Below are 19,362 nucleotides of genomic sequence, written 5' to 3'. Positions count from 1 at the left end.
CCGACCCGGCGTACTCGGCGGCCAGCTCGGCGAAGAGGACCCGCAGGGACCAGCCGTCGACGACGATGTGGTGCGCGGTGAGCAGCAGCACGTGCTCGGCCGGGCCGAGACGGACCAGCATGGCCCGCAGCAGCGGGCCGGTGCGCAGGTCGAACGGCCGGGAGAACTCCGTGTCCAGCAGGGTGTCCAGCTCGCCGGCCGGACAGTCCACGATGGACAGTTCGGTGTCGCCGGCCGGGTGCACGACCTGCACCGGCCGGCCGTCGGCCTTGTCGAAGGTGGTCCGGAGCGACTCGTGCCGCTGTGCCAGGCCCGCCACCGCCGCCCGCAGCGCCGGCACCCGCAGCTCGCCGGTCAGCCGCAGGGCGACGCCGCTGTTGTAGTCGGTGCCGCCGGGGGTGAACTCGCTCGCGAACCACAACCGTTGCTGCGCCGAGGAAAGCGGGAGCGGGCGACCGCGGTCCGCGGGAGTGACGGCGGCCGCCCGCGCGGGAGCCACACCGCCGGACAGGCGCCGAGCCAGCTGGGCACGAAGGTGCTCGGGCAGTGCGTCGATGCGGCTTTGCCTGGACGAGGTCATCGGGGGGTCATTCCTCCGGTCACGAGCGGGTTGCGCGGTCGGTGCCGCCGGCGAGGGCTTCGAACTGGTCCAGCACGCGTTCCTCGACGAGGTCGGCGAGCGCGCGGACCGTGCGGGCGGCGAGCACGTCGCGTGGGGTCAGGTCGAGCGAGAACGCGGCGTTGACGCGGGCGGCGACCCGCAGGCTCAGCAGCGAGTCGCCGCCGAGCATGAAGAAGCTGTCGCCGACCCCGACCCGTTGCAGGTCGAGCACCTCGGCCCAGATGTCCGCGATGACCTGCTCGCTCGCCGTGCCGGGGGCGACGTAGGCGGCGGTGGGCGCGGCATAGCCGGGCTCGGGCAGCGCGCGCCGGTCCAGCTTGCCGCTGGCGGTGAGCGGCAGTTCGGCGAGCGGGACGATCACCGACGGGACCATGTGCTCGGGCAGCGTCGCGGCCACCGCGGACCGCAGCCCGGTCAGGTCCGCCGTGGCCGGCGTGACGTAGGCGACCAGCTTGCCGTCGCGGGCGATCACGGCGGCCTCGGTGACGTCCGACTGCTCGACCAGCACGGCCCGCACCTCGCCGGGCTCGATGCGGAAGCCGCGGATCTTGACCTGGTCGTCGACCCGGCCGAGGTACTCGACCGCGCCGTCGGCGGTCCACCGCGCCAGGTCGCCGGTGCGGTACATCCGCGCGCCGACCGAGGGTCCGCTCGATGCCACGAACGGATCCGCGACGAACCGTTGCGCGGTCAGCCCCGGCCGGTTCAGGTACCCCCGGACCACCTGGACCCCGCCCAGGTACAGCTCGCCCGGCGCGCCGGGTGGGAGCGGGGTCAGGTCCGCGTCCAGGATGTACGTGCGGGTGTTCCACACCGGACGCCCGATGGGGACGGTCAGCTCACCCGGGGCGCACCGCCAGTGGGTGACCTCGATCGAGGCCTCGGTGGGGCCGTAGAGGTTGTGCAGCTCGGCGTCGAGCGCGTCCTGGCACTCGGCGGCCAGGCCGGCCGGCAACGCCTCACCGCTGCACAGCACCCGCCGCACCCCGGTGCAGCGGCTCAGGTCCGCGTGCACGAGGAACGCACCCAGCATCGACGGTACGAAGTGGACGGTCGTGACCCGCTCGGCGGCGATCAGCTCGGCCAGGTACACCGGGTCGCGGTGGCCACCCGGCCGTGCGACCACGAGCGTGGCGCCGGTGACCAGCGGCCAGAAGAACTCCCACACCGACACGTCGAAGCTCGCGGGGGTCTTCTGCAGCACCCGGTCCTCGGGCGTCAGCCCGAACCGGTGTTGCCCCCACAGCAGGCGGTTCACCACGCCCCGGTGCGGCACCACGACGCCCTTGGGCTTGCCGGTGGACCCGGACGTGTAGATCACGTACGCGGCGTCGGCGGGGGTGATCGTGACGTCGAGCGGGGCGTCGTCCCCGGGTGCAAGCACGTCGGCGGGGTCGTCGATCACCACGGCCGCGTCCGCGTCGGCCACCAGGAAGTCCACGCGCTCCCGCGGCAGGTCCGGGTCGATCGGCAGGTAGGCGGCGCCCGCCTTCATGACGGCGACCAGTGCGACCACCAGCTCGGCCGACCGCGGCAGCGCCACGGCGACCACGCGGCCGCGGCCGGCCCCGCGGGCGAGCAGCCGGCGGGCGAGGCGGTTGGCGTTGGCGTGCAGCTCGGCGTAGCTGAGCGTGCGTCCCTCGAACACCACGGCCTCGGCGTCGGGGGTGCGGACGGCCTGCTCGTCCAGCAGCGCCACCAGGGTGGTGTCGCGCACGGGCGCGGCCGTGTCGTTCCACTCCCCCAGCACGCGGGTCCGCTCGGCCGCGGTGAGTGCCGGGACCGCCGAGACGGCGCGGTCCGGGTCGGCGGGCAGCTCCCGGAGCAGGTGTGTCAGGTGCTCGGCGAGGGTGTGGACGGTGCCGGCGTCGAACAGCGCGGGCTCGTAGCCCACCAGCAGCGACAGCCGCTCCCGCGGGTAGACCGTGATGTTGAGGGGGAACGTCGTGGTCTCGACCGCGGCCAGCTCACGCAGCCGCAGCCCGCTCGCCTCGGCGATCGGGTAGTTCTCGAAGATCACCGCGCTGTCGAACAGGTCCACCCCACCCGGCACCTGGCTGCAGGACTGGATGCTGGGCAGCGGCGAGTGCTCGTAGCGGCGGGCCTCGACCTGCGTGTCCTGCAGCTCGCGCAGCCACGCCGCGACCGGCGCGGCGCCGTCGACGGTGGCAACCGCCGGCACGGTGTTGACGAACATGCCGACCATGGCGTCCACACCCGGCAGGTCGGTGGGCCGGCCCGCGACGGTGGCGCCGAAGCAGACGGTGCGCTGACCGCTGTAGCGGGCCAGCAGCAGCGCCCACGCGCCCTGCACGACGGTGCCCGCGGTGAGCCGGTTGGCCCGCGCGAACGCGTACAGCCTCGCGGTGTCCTGTTCGGACAGTCCGACCTCGAACTGGCTGGAGGTGCTGACCTCCGACACCGTCGACCTTGGCCGGTCGAACGGCAGCGGGGTGGGTGCCTCGATGTCGGCGAGCACGCCGCGCCAGTACCGTTCCGCGGCCGCGCCGTCCTGGCTGGCCAGGTGGCGCAGGTAGCCGGCGAACGACGGCCGCTCGGGCAGTGCCTCGCCCGCGTAGGCCGCGGCGACGTCGGCCAGCACGTGGAACGCGCTCCAGCCGTCCAGCAGCACGTGGTGGAACGTCCACAGCACCTGGACCTCGGTGTCGGACAGGCGGGCGATCGTCACACGCATCAGCGGCGGGCGGCTCAGGTCGAGGCCCTCGGCCCGGTCCCGCACCAGCAGCTCGGCGAGCCGGGCGGCACGGTCCCCGGCGTTGTCCCCGGCGTTGTCCGGGTCGGTCCAGTCCAGTAGCCGGACGGGCAGACCGACGCGTTCGCGCACCACCTGCACCGGCTCGGGCACGTCGGCCCACGCCACGGCCGCCCGCAGCGCGGGGGTGCGGTCGACGACCCGCCGCCAGGCGCGGGCCAGCCGCGGCGGGTCGGTGACCCCCTCGACGACGAACGAGGTCTGCTGGAAGTAGGCGCCACGGCCGTCCTGGGACAGGCTGTGGAACACCATGGCCGCCTGCATCGGGGTCAGCGGCAGGATGTCGGCCACCTCGCGGGTCGCCAGCCGGTCGACGGTGGCCTGGTCGAGCCGCGTGAGCGGGAAGTCGGCCGGGCGGCGGCCGGTGGTGGCCGTCCGCCCGCGCTGCGCGCCGATGCGGCGCAGGGCGTCCGCCATGCCCGCCGCGAGCCGCGCGATCGTGCCCTTCTCGTGCCGGTTCGCGCTGTAGTGCCAGGTGAGCAGCAGCCGGTCCCGCTGGACCCGGCCGACCACGTCGATCAGGTGCGCGCGGGGCGCGTCCGGGTGGGCATGCAGCTCCAGTTCGCCGGTGTCCGCGGCGAACCGGCCGAGGTAGTTGAAGCTCACGGCGGCGTCGGTCGTCAGGTCCGCGCCACCCAGCCAGCGCAGCGCGCCGTAGCCGATGCCGCGGCCGGGCACCGCGCGCATCCGCTCCTTGGTGGCGGTCAGCGCGGCGGCCCAGTCCGGGCCGGGCGCGGTGAGCACGACCGGGAAGAGCGTGGTGAACCAGCCGACGGTCCTGGACAGGTCCACGCCGTCGAACAGCTCCTCGCGGCCGTGGCCCTCCAGGTGCACGAGCACCTGGTCGCGGCCGGTCCACGTGGACAGCGCGGCGGACAGCGCGGTCAGCAGCACGTCGTTGACCTCGGTGCGGAACAGGCGGGGCACGTCGCGCAGCAGCGCGGCCGTCGCCTCCTGGTCCAGCGCGACGGTGACCGACCGCTCGGACGCGGTGGTGTTGGCGCCGTCGCGGTCCTCCGGCACGGCGCCGTCCTCGCGGATCACGTCGGCCCAGTAGTCGTGCTCGGTGGCGAAGCCGCCGGCGTGCACGTGCCCGGCCAACCGGTTCGCCCAGTCGCGGAACGACGTGGTGCGGGCCGGGAGCTCGATCTCGGTGCCGGCCGCGGCCTGGCGGTGGGCGGTACGCAGGTCCTCGGCCAGCACACGCCAGGACACGCCGTCCACGACGAGGTGGTGCGCACGCAGCCGCACGCCACGCTCCCCGATGACCCGCGCGTCGAACAGCGGGCCGTGCCCGGTGACCGCGCCGTCCACACCGGGCGGCGCGTTCTCCTGCCGCCAGGTGCCGTCGTTGTCGAAGCGCATGCGCAGCGCGTCGTGGTGCTCGGTCAGTGCGCGCACCGCCGTGGCGAGCGCGGCCGGGTCGGCCGGCATGCCCAGGTCGATGGTGCAGGACTGGTGGAACCACTCCGGGTGGACGGTGTGGTTGTCGAGGAACCAGCACTGGATGGGCGTCGGCGGCACGGTGCCCTCGACCGGCCCGTGCTCGACCCGCCCGCCGCCGGCCGGCTGGACGTGGGCCGCCAGCTCGGCGACGGTCTGGTGCGCGAACACGTCCCGCGAGGTGAAGTCCAGCCCGGCGGCCCGCGCGGCGGTGACCACCTGGATGGACATGATCGAGTCCCCGCCGAGGGCGAAGAAGTTGTCCCGCACGCCGACCCGCCCGGCGCCGAGCACCTCGGCGAACACGGCGACGAGGGTCGCCTCGACCGGGGTGCGGGGCGGCACGTACGGCGTCTCGTCCGGCTCGTCCCTGGCCGCCGGACGGCCCTCGCCGGCGCCCGCCAGCGGCACCAGTGTCCCGAGTGGACTGTCGGGCCGCTCGCCGACCGCACGCAGCAGCGTGTCGAGGTCGGCGGCCAGCGACGCCATCCGGTCGGCGTCGAACAGGGCCGCGTCGTACTCGACGGTCAGCACCAGGTCGTCCTCGGCCGGCCAGAACTCGACGGTCACGTCGAACCGGGACGCGGGCCGGGGCAGCTGGTGCTCGGCGAGGCGCAGCCCCGCGGCCTCCCGGGTGCGCAGGATCGGCTGGTGCAGTGCCACGGCGGCCTGCACCAGCGCGGTGCGGCTCGGATCCCGTTGCGGGGCAAGGGCTTCCACGACCCGGTCGAAGGTGACCCCGTCGTGCTCGAACGCCGCCAGCGCGGTCTCCCGGACATCGGTGAGGAACTCGCTGAACGGCTGGTCCGCCGCGACGCGGGCCCGCAGGACCACGGTGTTGACGAAGAAGCCGACCACGTCCTCCAGCTCCGCGCGGGGCCGGCCGGCCCGCACCGCGCCGACCGCCACGTCGTGCTGGGCGGCCCGGCTCGCGAGCAGTACCTGCACGGCGGCGGTGAGGGTCATGAACAGGGTCGCGTCGTGCGCGGCGCCGAGCGTGGTCAGCCGGGCCACCAGCTCGGCCGGCAGGCGGCGGTGGAGCACCGCGCCCGCACCGGACCTCAGATGCGGGCGCGGGCGGTCGGTGGGCAGGTCCAGCACGGGCAGGCCGGCGAGCTGGTCGCGCCAGTAGTCGACGTCACGGGCACCGTCACGGGCACCGTCACCGGCACGGGCGGACTCCCAGGCGGCGAAGTCCGGGTAGTCGACGGCCGGCTCGGGCAGGCCGGCGGGCAGACCGGCGGCGGCCTCGGCGTAGTAGGCGGCCAGCTCGTCGACCAGGACGGCCACGGACCAGCCGTCGGTGACCAGGTGGTGCTGGGCCAGCAGGAGAACGTGGTCGTCGCCGTCGAGCCGGACCAGCAAGGCACGGGTCAGCGGTCCGGCGCTCAGGTCGAACGGACGGGCCAGCTCCGCGCCGAGCACCAGGTCCAGGCCGTCCGGCTCGGCGGCCACGATCGCCAGCGGCAGCTCGGCCGCCGGGTGGATCACCTGGCACGGCTCGTCGTCGACGGTGCCGAACGTGGTGCGCAGGGCGGCGTGCCGGGCGGTGACGCGGTCCAGCGCCGACCGCAGCGCGATCTGGTCGAGCGGCCCGTGCAGCCGCACGGCCGCGCCGGTGTTGTTGGCCACTCCGCCCCGGGTGACCTCCTCCAGCCACAACCGGCGCTGTGCGGCCGAAAGCGGCACGGGCCGGTCTCTCGGCACCCGCGGGATGGGGCCGGCCGGCCGCGCGCCGGCCGGGAGCGCCTCGGCCAGGGTGGCGACGGTGCGGGCGTCGAAGATCGCCCGGCCGGACAGCGGCACGCCGAGCGCCGCGAGCCGGGCCTGCGCCCGCGCGGCCAGGATCGAGTCGCCGCCGAGCGCGAAGAAGTCGTCGGTGACCCCGACCTCGGCGACGCCGAGCACCTCGGCCCACACCGCCGCCAGCAGCCGCTCCCGCTCGTCGCGGGGCGCGATCGAGCCGGCGTCCGCCACGCTCCCGTACACCGGCGCCGGCAACGCGTCCCGGTTGAGCTTCCCGTTGGGGGACAACGGGAAGCGGTCCAGCACGACGAACGCGGCGGGCACCATGTAGGCCGGCAGCGTGCGCGTCACGCCGGCCCGCAACCGGGCCGGCGAGGGCCGTTCGGCACCGGCCGGCACGACGTAGGCGACCAGGCGCTTGAGCTCGTTGTCCTCCCACGGCACCACGACCGCCTGCCCGACCGTCGGGTCGGCCGCCAGGACGGCCTCGATCTCCCCCGGCTCGACCCGGTGGCCGCGGATCTTGACCTGGTGGTCGGCCCGGCCGACGAACTCCAGGTCACCGCCCGGCCCCCACCGCACGACGTCACCCGTGCGGTACATCCGCTCCCCCGGCTCCCCGGCCGGGTTGGCCAGGAACCGCTGTGCGGTCAGGCCCGGCCGGTCCAGGTAGCCGCGGGCCAGCCCTTCGCCGGACACGTACAGCTCGCCCGGCGTGCCGTCGGGCACCGGCCGCAGGTCGTCGTCCAGCAGGTGCACACGGGTGCCGGGAACGGGCCGCCCGATCGGCGGCGCGGCCACCGCCGGCGTCAGCGGGTCGCTCCAGCTGGTGACCACGGTGGACTCGGTGGGACCGTAGGCGTTGATCATCTGCCGGCCCGGCGCCCACTTGCGCACCAGCTCCGGCGGGCACGCGTCCCCGCCGACGATCAGCAGCCGGAAGTCCGGCAGGTCCGGGTCGCTGACGGTGGCCAGCGCGACCGGCGGGATCAGCGCGTGGGTGATCCGCCGCTCCCGCAGCACCTCGCCGAGGTGGTCACCCAGCAGCGGACCGGGCGGCGGCACGACCAGCGCCGCGCCGCCCGCGAACGCCATGCACAGCTCCAGGACCGACGCGTCGAAGCTCGGCGAGGAGAACTGCAGCACCCGGTCGCCCGGCCGCACGTCGAACCGCTCGACCTCGGCCGTGGCGAACGTGGCCAGCCCGGCGTGGGTGACCACGACACCCTTCGGCCGGCCGGTCGAGCCGGACGTGTAGATGACGTAGGCCGCGTGCTCGGGCCGGCGGACGCCGGTGTCCGGCGGTGTGTCCGGCTCATCGGTCGCGCCCGACACCTCGGCCGGGTCGCCGAGGACCAGGCAGGGCCGCGCGTCGGCGAGCATCGCGTCGATCCGCTCGGCCGGGTAGTCGGGGTCGACCGGCACGTACGCCGCGCCGGCCTTGAGCACCGCGAGCTGCGCCACGACGATCTCCGCCGAGCGCGGCAGCAGCAGGGCGACGACCCGCTCCGGGCCCGCCCCACCCGCGACGAGCCGGTGCGCGAGACGGTTCGCACGACGGTCGAGGTCGGCGTAGGTGATGGTCTCGTCGCCGGCCAGCACGGCCGGCAGGGCCGGGTCGTTGGCGACGCGGGCCGCGAAAAGGTCAAGGAGTGTCGTGGCACCCATGCTGGTTGCGGACCTTTCAGAGAGTCTTGAGGTGGGTGGTCAGCCGACGAGAAGGGCGCGTTCGAGCTGCTTGCGCGCGAGCCTGCCGCCGACCTGGATGCCGGTGACGTGACCGTCCTCGACCACGAACCGGCCGGCCTGGTCGGTGACACCGGTGTCGGTGTCCCGCATGGTGAACCGGTGTCCGGAGTGGACGGTCAGGTCGGCGAAGGGCTCGTCGTCGACGGTGAGCCGGAAGCCGCCGACCACGTTGTGGCGCACGGTGTACTCGAGGTCGCCGTTGGCGTAGTCCCCCACGCACCCGTCGGGCGCGGCGATGGGCCGGCCGGAGACGGCGAGCGGGTCGTAGTCGTCGATCGGGAGCCCGCACTCGGGCAGGCGGCGCGCCAGCTCCCGCCACAGCACGAAACCGGCACCGGAGTTGGTGGTCAGCGCGACCACCGTGCCGGTGTCGCGGTTCATGCGCAGGTGGCAGGAGGTGCCGTCGCCGTTGCCGTCGTGCCCGACCGTGCGGCCGGCGCCGTAGGTCGCGAGGCCCAGACCCCAGCCGTCGGCGAGTCCGAACGGGTCGGCGCCGGGCACCGGGGTGCACATCTGGTCCGCTGCCTCGCGGTCCAGCACCGTGGTCAGGAGGCCGCGGCCGAGGTTGACGAGGTCGGTCGCGCTGGCGGCCAGCGCACCGGTCGCGGCCTGGGCGGCGGTCAGCGCCTGCACGACCGGGCGGCCGCGGCCGGAGTGGCCGGTGACCAGGTCGGCCGGCACGCGGCTGCCGGTGACGAACCGCGCCGGCACCCCGGCCGGGTCCAGTACGAGCGCCTGGACGGCCTCCCACCAGCTCATGCCCGTGATGGTGGTGATCGCGTGGCCGGCGAGCAGGTACCCGATGTTGGAGTAGGAGAAGATCGAGCCGGGGTCGGCGAGCGACTCGGCGGCGCGGCAGCAGTCCTGCACGTACCGGCGAGAGGTCACCGCACGCACGTCGGTGGGGTCGCAGGGCAGGCCGCCGGTGTGGCTGAGCACGTGGCGCAGGGTGAGCCGGCGCGGCAGGTCGCGAAGTTCCGGGACGACATCGACCAGCGGCTCGTCGAGCTCAAGGTCGTCGTCGCCGACGAGCACGAGCGCGGCGGCGGCGGTGACGACCTTGGTGATCGAGCCGACCGGGACGGGCGAGCCGTCCGTCATCGGCGTGCCGCTGCCCGCGCGGGTCTCCCCGTAGGTCCAGGTCCACGTCTCGCCGCCGTGGTACACGGCGAACTGCGCGCCCGGTACCGCGTGGTTGGTGACCAGTTCCTTCAGGTGAACGCCAAGCAGTGAGTTGTCCATGAGTCCCCGACACTTGGAATGATGGTTTTCAAATTGGGTCGACAAATATTTCGCAACCGCGCAAAGACCGCATCCGATCAGCGGGCAGCCTGAACGCACCGACCGGCGCCACATTAAATTGGGCGTTTCCGACCGGTTTCACGATAATTTTTCCGGCATATCCGAACCCGGGCGCACGGCAGCTGAGCTGCGGCTACTCAAGGAATACTAAGAAGAAGCCATTCATGACTAAGCATCAACCCCGACGAGACCAAGCAAGCGGAATCAACACCCGGGTCCAGTTCGTGCTTGTTCAGAAATGGTCATGAGAGCCAAGCTAACAAGTTCGCATCAGGGGAGCCAGTGACGAACGTCATCAGCTGACAACGCTACTCACATGCGCGCCGCGAACACTCCGTGACCGGGATCACCCGAGGAAAGCGTTATCCAGCGCGAACAGCAGTCAGCGCCGCGGCGGCCGGCATTGGCCGGCCACCGCGGCGCCGAAACGGTCGTCGAGGTCAGTCCCGGTAGGTCAGCACCACCGGCCGGCGACCCACCGCCGCCAGCCGCGTCGAGCGCCGGTCGTCCCGCCCCGGCGGGCGGTTGCGGGTGTGCCGCGGCCGGGCGAGGTCGTGCTCGACCCCCGGCGTCTCCCACACGTACTCGAAATCGCCAAGGTCCTCGGCGCGGTCGCCGCCACCGAGGACGGCGAGCCCGATCATGCTGGCGACGAGCGAGAGGTGCACGAGCGCGTCATGGATGTGGAACGGCACGAGCGAGGCGTCCACCACCGTGCCGAACTGCCAGAAGAGCAGGTAGGCGACCCCACCCCCGATGAGGAACGCACGCGCCGCCCGCGGCCGCCGACTCATCCCGAACCCAACGACCCCGAACGCCAGGTGCACGGCGTTGTCCAACGTGCCCGCGCCGGTGTCCAGCACCGCGGCCAGCACGAAGAGGCCGGCAAGCACCAACGTAACGATCTGCCCAGGCTCGCGACGAGCCAGCGTGTACTCCCTCACGTCCCCCACCTTCCCCTCTTCCGGCGGTGTGAAACCACCATGCCTCCAATAAGTCAGACGCAGGCCACGACTCGCCGGTTCGCGAAGAGATCAACTCGATAGTGTTACCCGGAGTTACCGTCGCGAAGCCCCTCCGTTACGCGATCGACCCGCTCGCCCCGGGCCGGCATGCCCCTCTCCTCCTCGCTTTTGTTGATCACCGGACGGCGCCTGCCAATGCGCCGCCGCCTCATGCGTCGTCTCATGCGTCGTCTCATGCGCCACCCCGTGCGCCACCCCGATGGCGCGCCAGATAATTTGAACATCCATATAGCTTTTAGTGACTTCCAAGTTGCAGGCCGAAGTGACGCCGAGCGGAGGGGTGGCGAAGAAAGGCGGCGAAGAAAGGTGGCGGAGGAGACGTGGCGGAGTGGTGGCGGATGGGGCGTGGCGGATGGCCGCGCCGAGAGCCGGGGCGACCATCCGCGACAGTGCTCAGTAGAGGGCGGGGCTCAGCAACAGGCCGGGCTCCCGCAGCGGGCCGGGCTCAGTAGAGGGCCGGCCAGCCACCACTCCAGCCGATGAGGTTGATGCCGAGCCTGCTGCCCGAGGACGTGTAGTAGTGGTACACGAGCACCCAGGCGTCGCTGTCGGCGAAGGCCGCCGGGTGGCCGGGGCCGTAGATCGAGCCGTGGGTGGCGAGGATCTCGGTGCCGCCGCCACTGGTCATGGCCACGCCGTTGCGGTCGACGTACGGGCCGGTGATCGACGTCGACCGGCCGACCATCGTGCGGTAGTTGCTGCTGGTGCCCCGGCAGCAGTAGTCGAACGAAACGAACAGGTAGTAGTAGCCGCTGCGGTACACGATGTACGGCGCCTCGATCGCGCCGCCCGCGCTCGACGGGCGCTGCGCGAGGTTGTAGCGGGTGCCGCCGCTCTGCTTCCCGGTCGCCGGGTCGACGCGGATCATCTTGATGCCGGTCCAGAACGACCCGTACGTCAGCCACCAGGCGCCGGACGCGTCGACGACCAGGTTCGGGTCGATCGCGTTGTGGTCGCTGGAGCCACTGGTCTGTACCACGATGCCCTTGTTGGACCAGCTGCCCGGCTGTGCGGTGGTGCTGGTGGCCAGGAAGATCGCGGAGTTCTGGGAGCCGAAGCTGGATGCCGCGTAGTACAGATAGAACTGTCCATTGTGGAACGAGATGTCCGGGGCCCAGAGGTTGTCGCTGCCGCCGGTGAACGGGTGCGCCCACGCTGCGCCGTTCGGCCACACGGAGCCGACGCGGCGGAAGGCGGTCCGGTCGGTCGAGGTGCGGATCTCGAGGCCGGTGCCGGTCGAGAGCAGGTAGTAGGTGCCGTTGACCTTGACCACCGACGGGTCGTGCACGGCGACGTCCCCGGTCACGACACCGGGGTTGGGGTAGTCGGCGGCATCGGCGGGCGGGGTGACCAGCAGGGTGAGCAGGGTGGTGAGGGCGGCAAGGACCGCCCGACGTCGTTGTCGAGTCACGGTGTTCTCCCTCGCGTTCCCGCATCATGTTAGCGTTCACATACGCGGAGCGCGACCCCTTGATGGCTCTGGGTTCGTAGCGATGAGAACGTTCCCAATCAGGTCAGGCAGCCGTGGGTGGAGCGGCACGTGCCGCAGCGGATGGTCGCCGTTCGGTCGACCGGGACGCGAAGGCGCTGGTGGCAGGTCGGGCAGGCGAACACGACCTTCATCGGGCCGTGCCCCTCGAAGCGGTAGCCGCCCGCGTACGGCATGGCCGGCCCGCTCGCCCGGGTCGACGCGGTCAGCTCCGCCGCATGCCGCTTGTCCTTCAGGTACTGCCGGTACGCGGCCGGCGCGCAGCCGGACAGCGGCGCCGCCTCCTGGTCCAGCGCCGCGCGCCGGACCCCGGCCTGGTATGCCTGCCGCGCGGCCGGGTTGCCGGCCAGGTACCGCTCGATGTTCTCGTCGAAGGCCTGTGCGCGCTTCGCCAGCACGTAGCCCAGCTCCGCGGGCGACAGGTAGCCGAGCGACAGCCGCGCCCGCTCGACGCGGTGGGCGTTGAGCATCAGCCAACCGGTGCCGAGGTAGACCGTCGCCGTGTCGGTGAGGATCTCGTTGCGGTCCTGGTCGTCCCACCACACCCGGTTGCGGTGCAGGAAGACGTGCATGACCTCGTGCGCCAGCACGGCCGCGGTGTCCCGCACGTCCTGCCCCACGCGCGGGCTCAGCGTGATGAAGTACTCCGGTCCGGGGCCCAGCTCCACGTTCCCCGCGTGGTACGCGCCGTCGCCCGTGGCGCCCAGCTCCCGGAACGACACGATCAGCCGCACGTCCGCCATGCCGAGGTGCAGCGCCATCGACCTGGCGAGCCGCTGGGCGCCCAGGACCGGGTCCGTGCCGGACAGCGCCGCGAACGCCGGCGTGATGTTGGCGGTGTAGGAACGGACCCTGGCCGGCGTCAGCACCCGGTACAGCTCACGCAGCGCGTCCCTGATCACCGGCATCTTCGTGAACGTCGCCGGCGCGGGCCCGGGCGGCTGCGGTGTAACCGGCGAGGTCAACGGAGAGGTCAACGGCGATGTGCGCGGCTTCTTGTTGCGCCGCAAGAACCCCATCCTCGCACCGTACCGCGCGCCACAATGCCGCCGGCACGGATTTGTCGCAGTCGCAACGGATCAGCCGGCCCGCCGTGCCATCGCCGACGCGTCGTCCGGGGCCGCCAGCGCGGCCATCTCCCCCGCCACCTGCTCGCGGTAGGCCCCGACCGCCGACTCCCTTTCCGCGTCGCTCCAGCCGAGCGGCTCGGCGATCAACGCGGCCACCTCCGGCGCCGCGGCGACACCGAACTCCGGGTACTCCATGGCGATCCGGGTCCGCCTCGAGAGCACGTCGTCCAGGTCGAGCGCGCCCTCGTGGGTCACCGCGTAGACGGCCTCGACGGCCAGGTAGCCCGGCGCGGCGGTCAGCGGCTCGGCCAGCCGGGGCTCCCGGGCGATCATCACCAGGAGATCGTTGACCGCCGACCCGTACCGGCCGAGCAGACGCTCCACCGGCAGGCCTTCCGCGAGCCGGGCGCGGTCCGCCCACAGCTCGCGGAAGCCGACGGCGCCGTGGATCGGCAGGTGCCGGGTCAGCGACGGCGCGACCGCGCGGCCCAGCCCGGCGACCGCCGCGTCGACGACGTCCGCCGCCATCACCCGGTACGTCGTGTACTTTCCGCCCGCCACCACGAAAAAACCGGGCGCGGGCTCGGCGACCGCGTGCTCGCGGGACAGCTTGGTCGTGTCGTCGGCGCCGGCGTCGAGCAGCGGCCGCAGGCCCGCGTACACCCCGACCACGTCGGCCGCGGTCAGCGGCTCGCGCAGCACCGAGTTGACGTGGTCGATGAGGTAGTCGACGTCGGCGCGGGTCGCGGTCGGGCGCGCCGGGTCGAGGTCCCACGGCGTGTCCGTGGTGCCGATGATCCAGTGCCTGTCCCACGGGATCACGAACAGCACGCTCTTCTCCGTGCGGCTGATCAACCCGACGTCGAGCCGGATCCGGTCGCGTGGCACCAGCAGGTGCACGCCCTTGGACATGCGGACGTGGAACGGCGGCGCCACGTCGAGGGCCTGCCCCGTCCACACCCCGGCCGCGCTGATCACCCGACGCGCACGCACGACCTGCTCGCCTCCCGTGAGCAGGTCGTGCACGCGTACCCCGGTCAGATCACGCCCGTTCCGCAGGACCTCGACCGCCTCGACGCGGGTGAGCACCGTCGCCCCGTGCTGGACGGCGGTCCGCGCGAGCATCATCGTGAGCCGGGCGTCGTCCACCTGCGCGTCGTAGTAGCGAACCGCGCCGGTGAGCACGTCCGCCCGCAGCGCGGGCGCGAGCTTCAGCGCGGCCCGCCGGGACAGATGCCGGTGCATCGGCAGCGCCCGGGCACCGCCGATGCTGTCGTACAGCGCCACGCCCGCCCCGACGTACGCGCGCTCCCACACGCGGTGCGTCAGCGGGTACAGGAACGGCACGGGCCGCACGAGGTGCGGCGCCAGCCGATGCAGCAGCAGGCGGCGTTCCTTGAGCGCCTCACGCACGAGCGCGAAGTCACGCTGCTCCAGGTAACGCAGCCCGCCGTGCACCAGCTTGCTGGACCGGCTCGACGTGCCCGCCGCCCAGTCCCGCGCCTCGACCAGCGCGACCGACAGGCCACGCGACGCCGCGTCGAGTGCGGCGCCGGCGCCCACCACGCCACCGCCGACGACGAGCACGTCGAACTCGGTCTCGGCCAGCGCACGCAGTGCGGTGGCCCGGTACGCGGGATCCAGTCGTGCGGACACCCCGGCCCCTCCTCCCTGTCCAGACGTCCCGCGCCGGAAATCAGGCAACTAATTCGGCGGCCCGGCTTCCTGCTAGCGGCGTTGCCGAAAGGCCCGAGTACAACCCGGTACGAGGGCCTTCCGGCGCCTTGCCAGCGGAAACCTGGATCCGCCGACAAGCACACCAACTCCCGACTCAGGACACTAGGAGACGTCGCCGTCGACCCAGTCGAACGACTTGGTGACGGCCTTCTTCCAGTTGCGGTAGACGCGCTCACGCTCGGCGGTGTCGAGGTTCGGCGTCCACCGCTTGTCCTCGGCCCAGTTCTTCCGCAGGTCGTCCAGGCCGTCCCAGTAGCCGACCGCGAGACCGGCGGCGTACGCGGCGCCGAGCGCGGTGGTCTCGGCGACCTTCGGCCGCACCACGGGGACGTCGAGGATGTCCGCCTGGAACTGCATGAGCAGCTCGTTGGCGACCATGCCGCCGTCGACCTTCAGCTCGGTCAGCGCGACGCCCGAGTCGGCGTTCATCGCGTCGAGCACCTCGCGGGTCTGGAAGGCCGTGGCCTCCAGCACCGCCCTGGCGAGGTGACCGCGGTCGACGAACCGGGTGAGGCCGACCAGCGCGCCCCGTGCGTCCGCCCGCCAGTACGGGGCGAACAAACCGGAGAACGCCGGCACGAAGTAGGCGCCGCCGTTGTCCTCGACGCTGCCCGCCAGCTCCTCGATCTCGGCCGCCGAGCCGATGATCTTCAGGTTGTCCCGCAACCACTGCACCAGCGACCCGGTGACCGCGATCGAGCCCTCGAGCGCGTAGATCGGCTTCGCGTCGCCGATCTTGTAGCACACGGTGGTGAGCAGGCCGTTCTTGCTGGCGACCTTCTCCTCGCCGGTGTTCAGCAGCATGAAGTTGCCGGTGCCGTAGGTGTTCTTCGCGGTGCCCGGCTCGTAGCAGACCTGGCCGAACGTGGCCGCCTGCTGGTCGCCGAGGATGCCGGCGATCGGCACGCCCTTGAGCACGCCGCCGGGGCCGCCGCTGCCGTAGGTCTCCGACGACGAGCGGATCTGCGGCAGCATCGACACCGGGATGCCCATCTCGCCGGCGATGTTCTCGTCCCACGAGAGCGTGTCCAGGTCCATCAGCATGGTCCGGGACGCGTTGGTCACGTCGGTCGCGTGCACGCCGCCGTTCGGCCCGCCGGTGAGGTTCCACAGCGTCCACGTGTCGGTGTTGCCGAACAGCAGGTCGCCGTTCTCGGCCCGCTGCCGGGCGCCGTCGACGTTGTCCAGGATCCAGCGGACCTTCGGGCCGGAGAAGTAGGTCGCGAGCGGCAGCCCGACCTTCGCCTTGTACCGGTCGCCGCCGCCGCCGAGCGCGCCGAGCTCCTCGACGATGGCCTGGGTGCGGGTGTCCTGCCAGACGATGGCGTTGTAGACGGGCTCACCGGTCTTGCGGTCCCACACGACCGCGGTCTCGCGCTGGTTGGTGATGCCGACGGCGGCGAGGTCGCCGGTGTTCAGGTCGGCCTTGGCGAGGGCCTGGTTGACCACGTCGCGGGTGTTGGCGCTGATCTCCTTCGGGTCGTGCTCGACCCAGCCCGCACGGGGGAAGATCTGCTTGTGCTCCTTCTGCCCGACCGAGACGATCGAGCCGGAGTGGTCGAAGACGATCGCACGCGTGCTGGTCGTGCCCTGGTCGACGGCGAGTACGTACTGTGACATTGAGCGTCCTTTCAGGAGGTCAGAACACGACCTGTGAGAGCAGTCCGGCGAGGATCCCGCCGATGATCGGGCCGACGACCGGGATCCAGGCGTAGCCCCAGTCGGAGTTCTTGGCCGCGAGCGGCGGGCGTTCCGCCTCCGCCGCGTGGTCGGCCTCCTCCGCGTAGTCCGCTCCCGGTCCGCCGGAGCCGGCCGGCACGGCCGCCCGGTCGGCGACGGCGGCCTTGTACCCGGTCGGCAGCAGGGCGTGGGCGATGCGCGGGCCGAGGTCTCGGGCCGGGTTGATGGCGTACCCGGTCGGGCCACCGAGCGAGGCGCCGATGCCGACCACCAGCAGCGCGACCGCGAGCGGGCCGAGCCCACTCGGCGTCTTCGCGAACGACAGCACCACGAACACCAGCACGAACGTGCCGATGACCTCGGTGAGGACGTTCCAGAGCGGGCTGCGGACCTCCGGTCCGGTCGAGAACACCGCGAGCTTCTTGCCCTCGTCCTCCTCGGCCTCGAACTGCTTGCGGTAGGCGACGAACGCCAGGCAGGCACCGAGGAACGCGCCCAGGAACTGGCCGCCGAAGTAGACCAGCGTGGAGCCGAAGGAGACCTCGACGCCCTTCGCGTAGGTGTCGGCGCCGCTGGTCAGGATACCGACCGTGACCGCGGGGTTCAGGTGCGCGCCGGACTTGTAGGCGACGTACACGCCGGCCATGACCGCGAGGCCCCAGCCGAAGTTGATGAGCAAGAAGCCGCCGTCCTTGCCCTTTGACCTGGCGAGCAGCACGTTGGCCACAACCCCTGCGCCGAGCAGGATCAGCATGCCGGTGCCCAGCGTCTCGCTGACGAACACCTCTCCGAGAGACACGTCGCCTCCATTCATCGTTGAACGGCCGTGTCACACCGACACGAGTTAAGGGCGACGCTATGGAGGAGCCGACCCGCCAGCAACTCGGCGCGGTCGACAATGTCGAACGCGGGCACCGTCCATGCGGTAGCGATCCGGTCACCCAGCCGCGCGAACAGGCGGGTCAGCGGGCCGGCGCACGCACACCGTTCGACATTGCCGACGGCGTCCGGTTTGGCTAGCGTCGCGGACATGCCCGGACCGATCCAGTCGATCGAGCGTGCGGCCGCCATGCTGCGCCTGCTCGCCCGCGGCTCCGGCCATCATGGACTCGCCGAGATCGCCGCCGCGCTCGGCCTCCCCAAGGGCACCGCGCACGGCATCCTGCGCACGCTGCAGCGTGTCGAGTTCGTCGAGCAGGACCAGGGTACCGGGCAGTACCGCCTCGGCGCCGCGCTGCTCCACCTCGGCACGAGCTACCTGGACGCGAACGAGCTGCGTTCGCGGTCCATCAACTGGGCGGACACCCTCGCGGCACGCAGCGGCCACGAGGTGCGGATCGGGATGCACCTCGACGGCGCCGTGCTGGTCGTGCACCACGTGTTCCGGCCGGACGACACCATGCAGACGCTCGGCATCGGTGCGATGCTGCCACTGCACGCGACCGCGCTGGGCAAGGTGCTGCTCGCCTACGACGGAGGGCTGTTCGCCTCGGTCCGGCGGGACGAGCTGACCTCGCTGACGCGGCGGACGATCGTGCGGCCCGCGGCGCTGGAGCGGGTGCTCACGGAGGTGCGCACGGCGGGCTGGGCGAGTGAGGCCGAGGAGTACATGCCGGGTGAGGCCAGTGTCGCCGCCCCGATCCGCATCCCCGGTGGCCTGGTCGTCGGCGCGATCGGGGTCTCCGGGGCGGTCGACCGGATCTGCCAGCCGGGCAACCGTCCGAAACCGGGGCTGGTGGACCAGGTCTGCCGTGCCGCGGAGTCGGTGTCCCGCGAGCTCAGCCCCGCGAACTGAGGAAGAGGTATGGCGCAGCGTTATGTGATGGCGATCGACCAGGGCACCACGTCGACCAGGTGCATCGTCTTCGACAGCAACGCCAGGCTCGTGTCGGTCGCGCAGCGTGAGCACCGGCAGTACTACCCGCGACCCGGCTGGGTCGAGCAGGACGCGGTCGAGATCTGGCGCAACGTCGACCGGATCATGCCGCAGGCGCTGCGCGACGCCGGGATCGGCGCGGACCAGGTCGCCGCGCTGGGCATCACCAACCAGCGCGAGACGTTCGTAGTGTGGGACCGGCACACCGGCACGCCCGTCGGCCGGGCGATCGTGTGGGAGGACATCCGCACCGAGGAGCTGGTGGGCGAGCTGGCCGCGCGACCGGACGCCGCCGACGTCAGGGACCGCTGCGGGCTGCCGCTCGCGACGTACTTCTCCGCGCCGTCGCTGCGCTGGCTGCTCGACGAGATCCCCGGCCTGCGGGAGCGTGCCGAGCGCGGTGACGTGCTGTTCGGGACGATGGACACCTGGCTGATCTGGAACCTGACGGGTGGGGTCAACGGCGGCCTGCACGTCACGGACGTGACCAACGCGTCGCGGACGATGCTGATGAACCTCACCACGCAGCAGTGGGATCCCGCGCTGCTGTCCTTCTTCGACGTGCCGCGTGCGCTGCTGCCGGAGATCAGGCCCACCACGGAGATCCACGGGCGCACCACCCGCGTCGTGCCCGGCATCTCGCTCGCGGCGGCCCTCGGCGACCAGCACGCGGCGCTGTTCGGCCAGGCGTGCTTCGCCGAGGGCGAGACGAAGTGCACGTACGGCACGGGCAGCTTCCTGCTGATGAACACCGGCACCAAGCTGGTCCGGTCGTCGCACGGCCTGCTGACGACGATCGGCTACCAGCTGGGCGGCGAGCCGGTGACGTACGCGCTGGAGGGGTCGATCG

At 72.3% G+C, this 19,362-nt stretch carries 12 protein-coding genes; 3 read left to right on the top strand and 9 right to left on the bottom strand.

Features of this window, described 5'->3' with window-relative positions; translation table 11 throughout:
• The 9 genes from VET29_RS16735 to VET29_RS16695 form a co-directional block, all read right to left on the bottom strand.
• The coding region (locus VET29_RS16735; protein ID WP_324921154.1) for a condensation domain-containing protein at window positions 1-580 on the bottom strand (580 nt) is incomplete at its 3' end.
• Window positions 581-599: 19 nt separating this feature from the next.
• Window positions 600-8,252: a non-ribosomal peptide synthetase gene (locus VET29_RS16730; protein WP_324921152.1), complete on the bottom strand. Its 7,653-nt coding sequence runs from the start codon at window positions 8,250-8,252 to the stop codon at window positions 600-602.
• 39 nt (window positions 8,253-8,291) lie between these two features.
• Window positions 8,292-9,575: a serine hydrolase domain-containing protein gene (locus VET29_RS16725; RefSeq protein ID WP_324921150.1), complete on the bottom strand. Its 1,284-nt coding sequence runs from the start codon at window positions 9,573-9,575 to the stop codon at window positions 8,292-8,294.
• Between the two features lie 500 nt (window positions 9,576-10,075).
• Window positions 10,076-10,579, bottom strand: coding sequence for a DUF4383 domain-containing protein (locus VET29_RS16720; protein WP_324921148.1), 504 nt, complete (start codon window positions 10,577-10,579; stop codon window positions 10,076-10,078).
• Between the two features lie 526 nt (window positions 10,580-11,105).
• A complete protein-coding gene (locus VET29_RS16715; protein ID WP_324921146.1) occupies window positions 11,106-12,071 on the bottom strand; it encodes an arabinan endo-1,5-alpha-L-arabinosidase in 966 nt (321 codons plus the stop codon).
• 98 nt (window positions 12,072-12,169) lie between these two features.
• Complete coding sequence (locus tag VET29_RS16710; protein ID WP_324921144.1) at window positions 12,170-13,057, bottom strand: hypothetical protein; 888 nt, start codon at window positions 13,055-13,057, stop codon at window positions 12,170-12,172.
• Window positions 13,058-13,228: 171 nt separating this feature from the next.
• Window positions 13,229-14,875 (bottom strand): glycerol-3-phosphate dehydrogenase/oxidase, encoded by a 1,647-nt coding sequence (locus VET29_RS16705; RefSeq protein ID WP_324921141.1) that lies wholly within the window; start codon window positions 14,873-14,875, stop codon window positions 13,229-13,231.
• A 183-nt stretch (window positions 14,876-15,058) separates the two neighbouring features.
• On the bottom strand, window positions 15,059-16,576 hold the full coding sequence (gene glpK, locus VET29_RS16700) for a glycerol kinase GlpK (protein ID WP_324921139.1): 1,518 nt from the start codon (window positions 16,574-16,576) through the stop codon (window positions 15,059-15,061).
• A gap of 19 nt (window positions 16,577-16,595) precedes the next feature.
• Window positions 16,596-17,435 carry an MIP/aquaporin family protein gene (locus VET29_RS16695; protein ID WP_324921137.1) on the bottom strand — a complete coding sequence of 280 codons (840 nt, stop codon included), beginning with the start codon at window positions 17,433-17,435 and terminating at the stop codon, window positions 16,596-16,598.
• A gap of 59 nt (window positions 17,436-17,494) precedes the next feature.
• Here VET29_RS16695 and VET29_RS16690 point away from each other — a divergent pair, with 59 nt between their 5' ends.
• The 3 genes from VET29_RS16690 to VET29_RS16680 all read left to right on the top strand — a co-directional run.
• A complete protein-coding gene (locus VET29_RS16690) occupies window positions 17,495-17,656 on the top strand; it encodes a hypothetical protein (protein ID WP_324921135.1) in 162 nt (53 codons plus the stop codon).
• A 10-nt stretch (window positions 17,657-17,666) separates the two neighbouring features.
• The gene (locus tag VET29_RS16685; RefSeq protein ID WP_324921133.1) at window positions 17,667-18,431 is read left to right on the top strand and encodes an IclR family transcriptional regulator; all 765 of its coding nucleotides are present in this window, start codon (window positions 17,667-17,669) and stop codon (window positions 18,429-18,431) included.
• Window positions 18,432-18,440: 9 nt separating this feature from the next.
• Window positions 18,441-19,362, top strand: a 922-nt coding sequence (locus tag VET29_RS16680) for an FGGY family carbohydrate kinase (protein ID WP_324921130.1), incomplete at its 3' end; no start/stop codon positions are given.

This window comes from Actinophytocola sp. (assembly GCF_035634895.1).
GTDB lineage: Bacteria > Actinomycetota > Actinomycetes > Mycobacteriales > Pseudonocardiaceae > Actinophytocola.
This window is presented reverse-complemented; position numbering and strand designations above follow the sequence as displayed.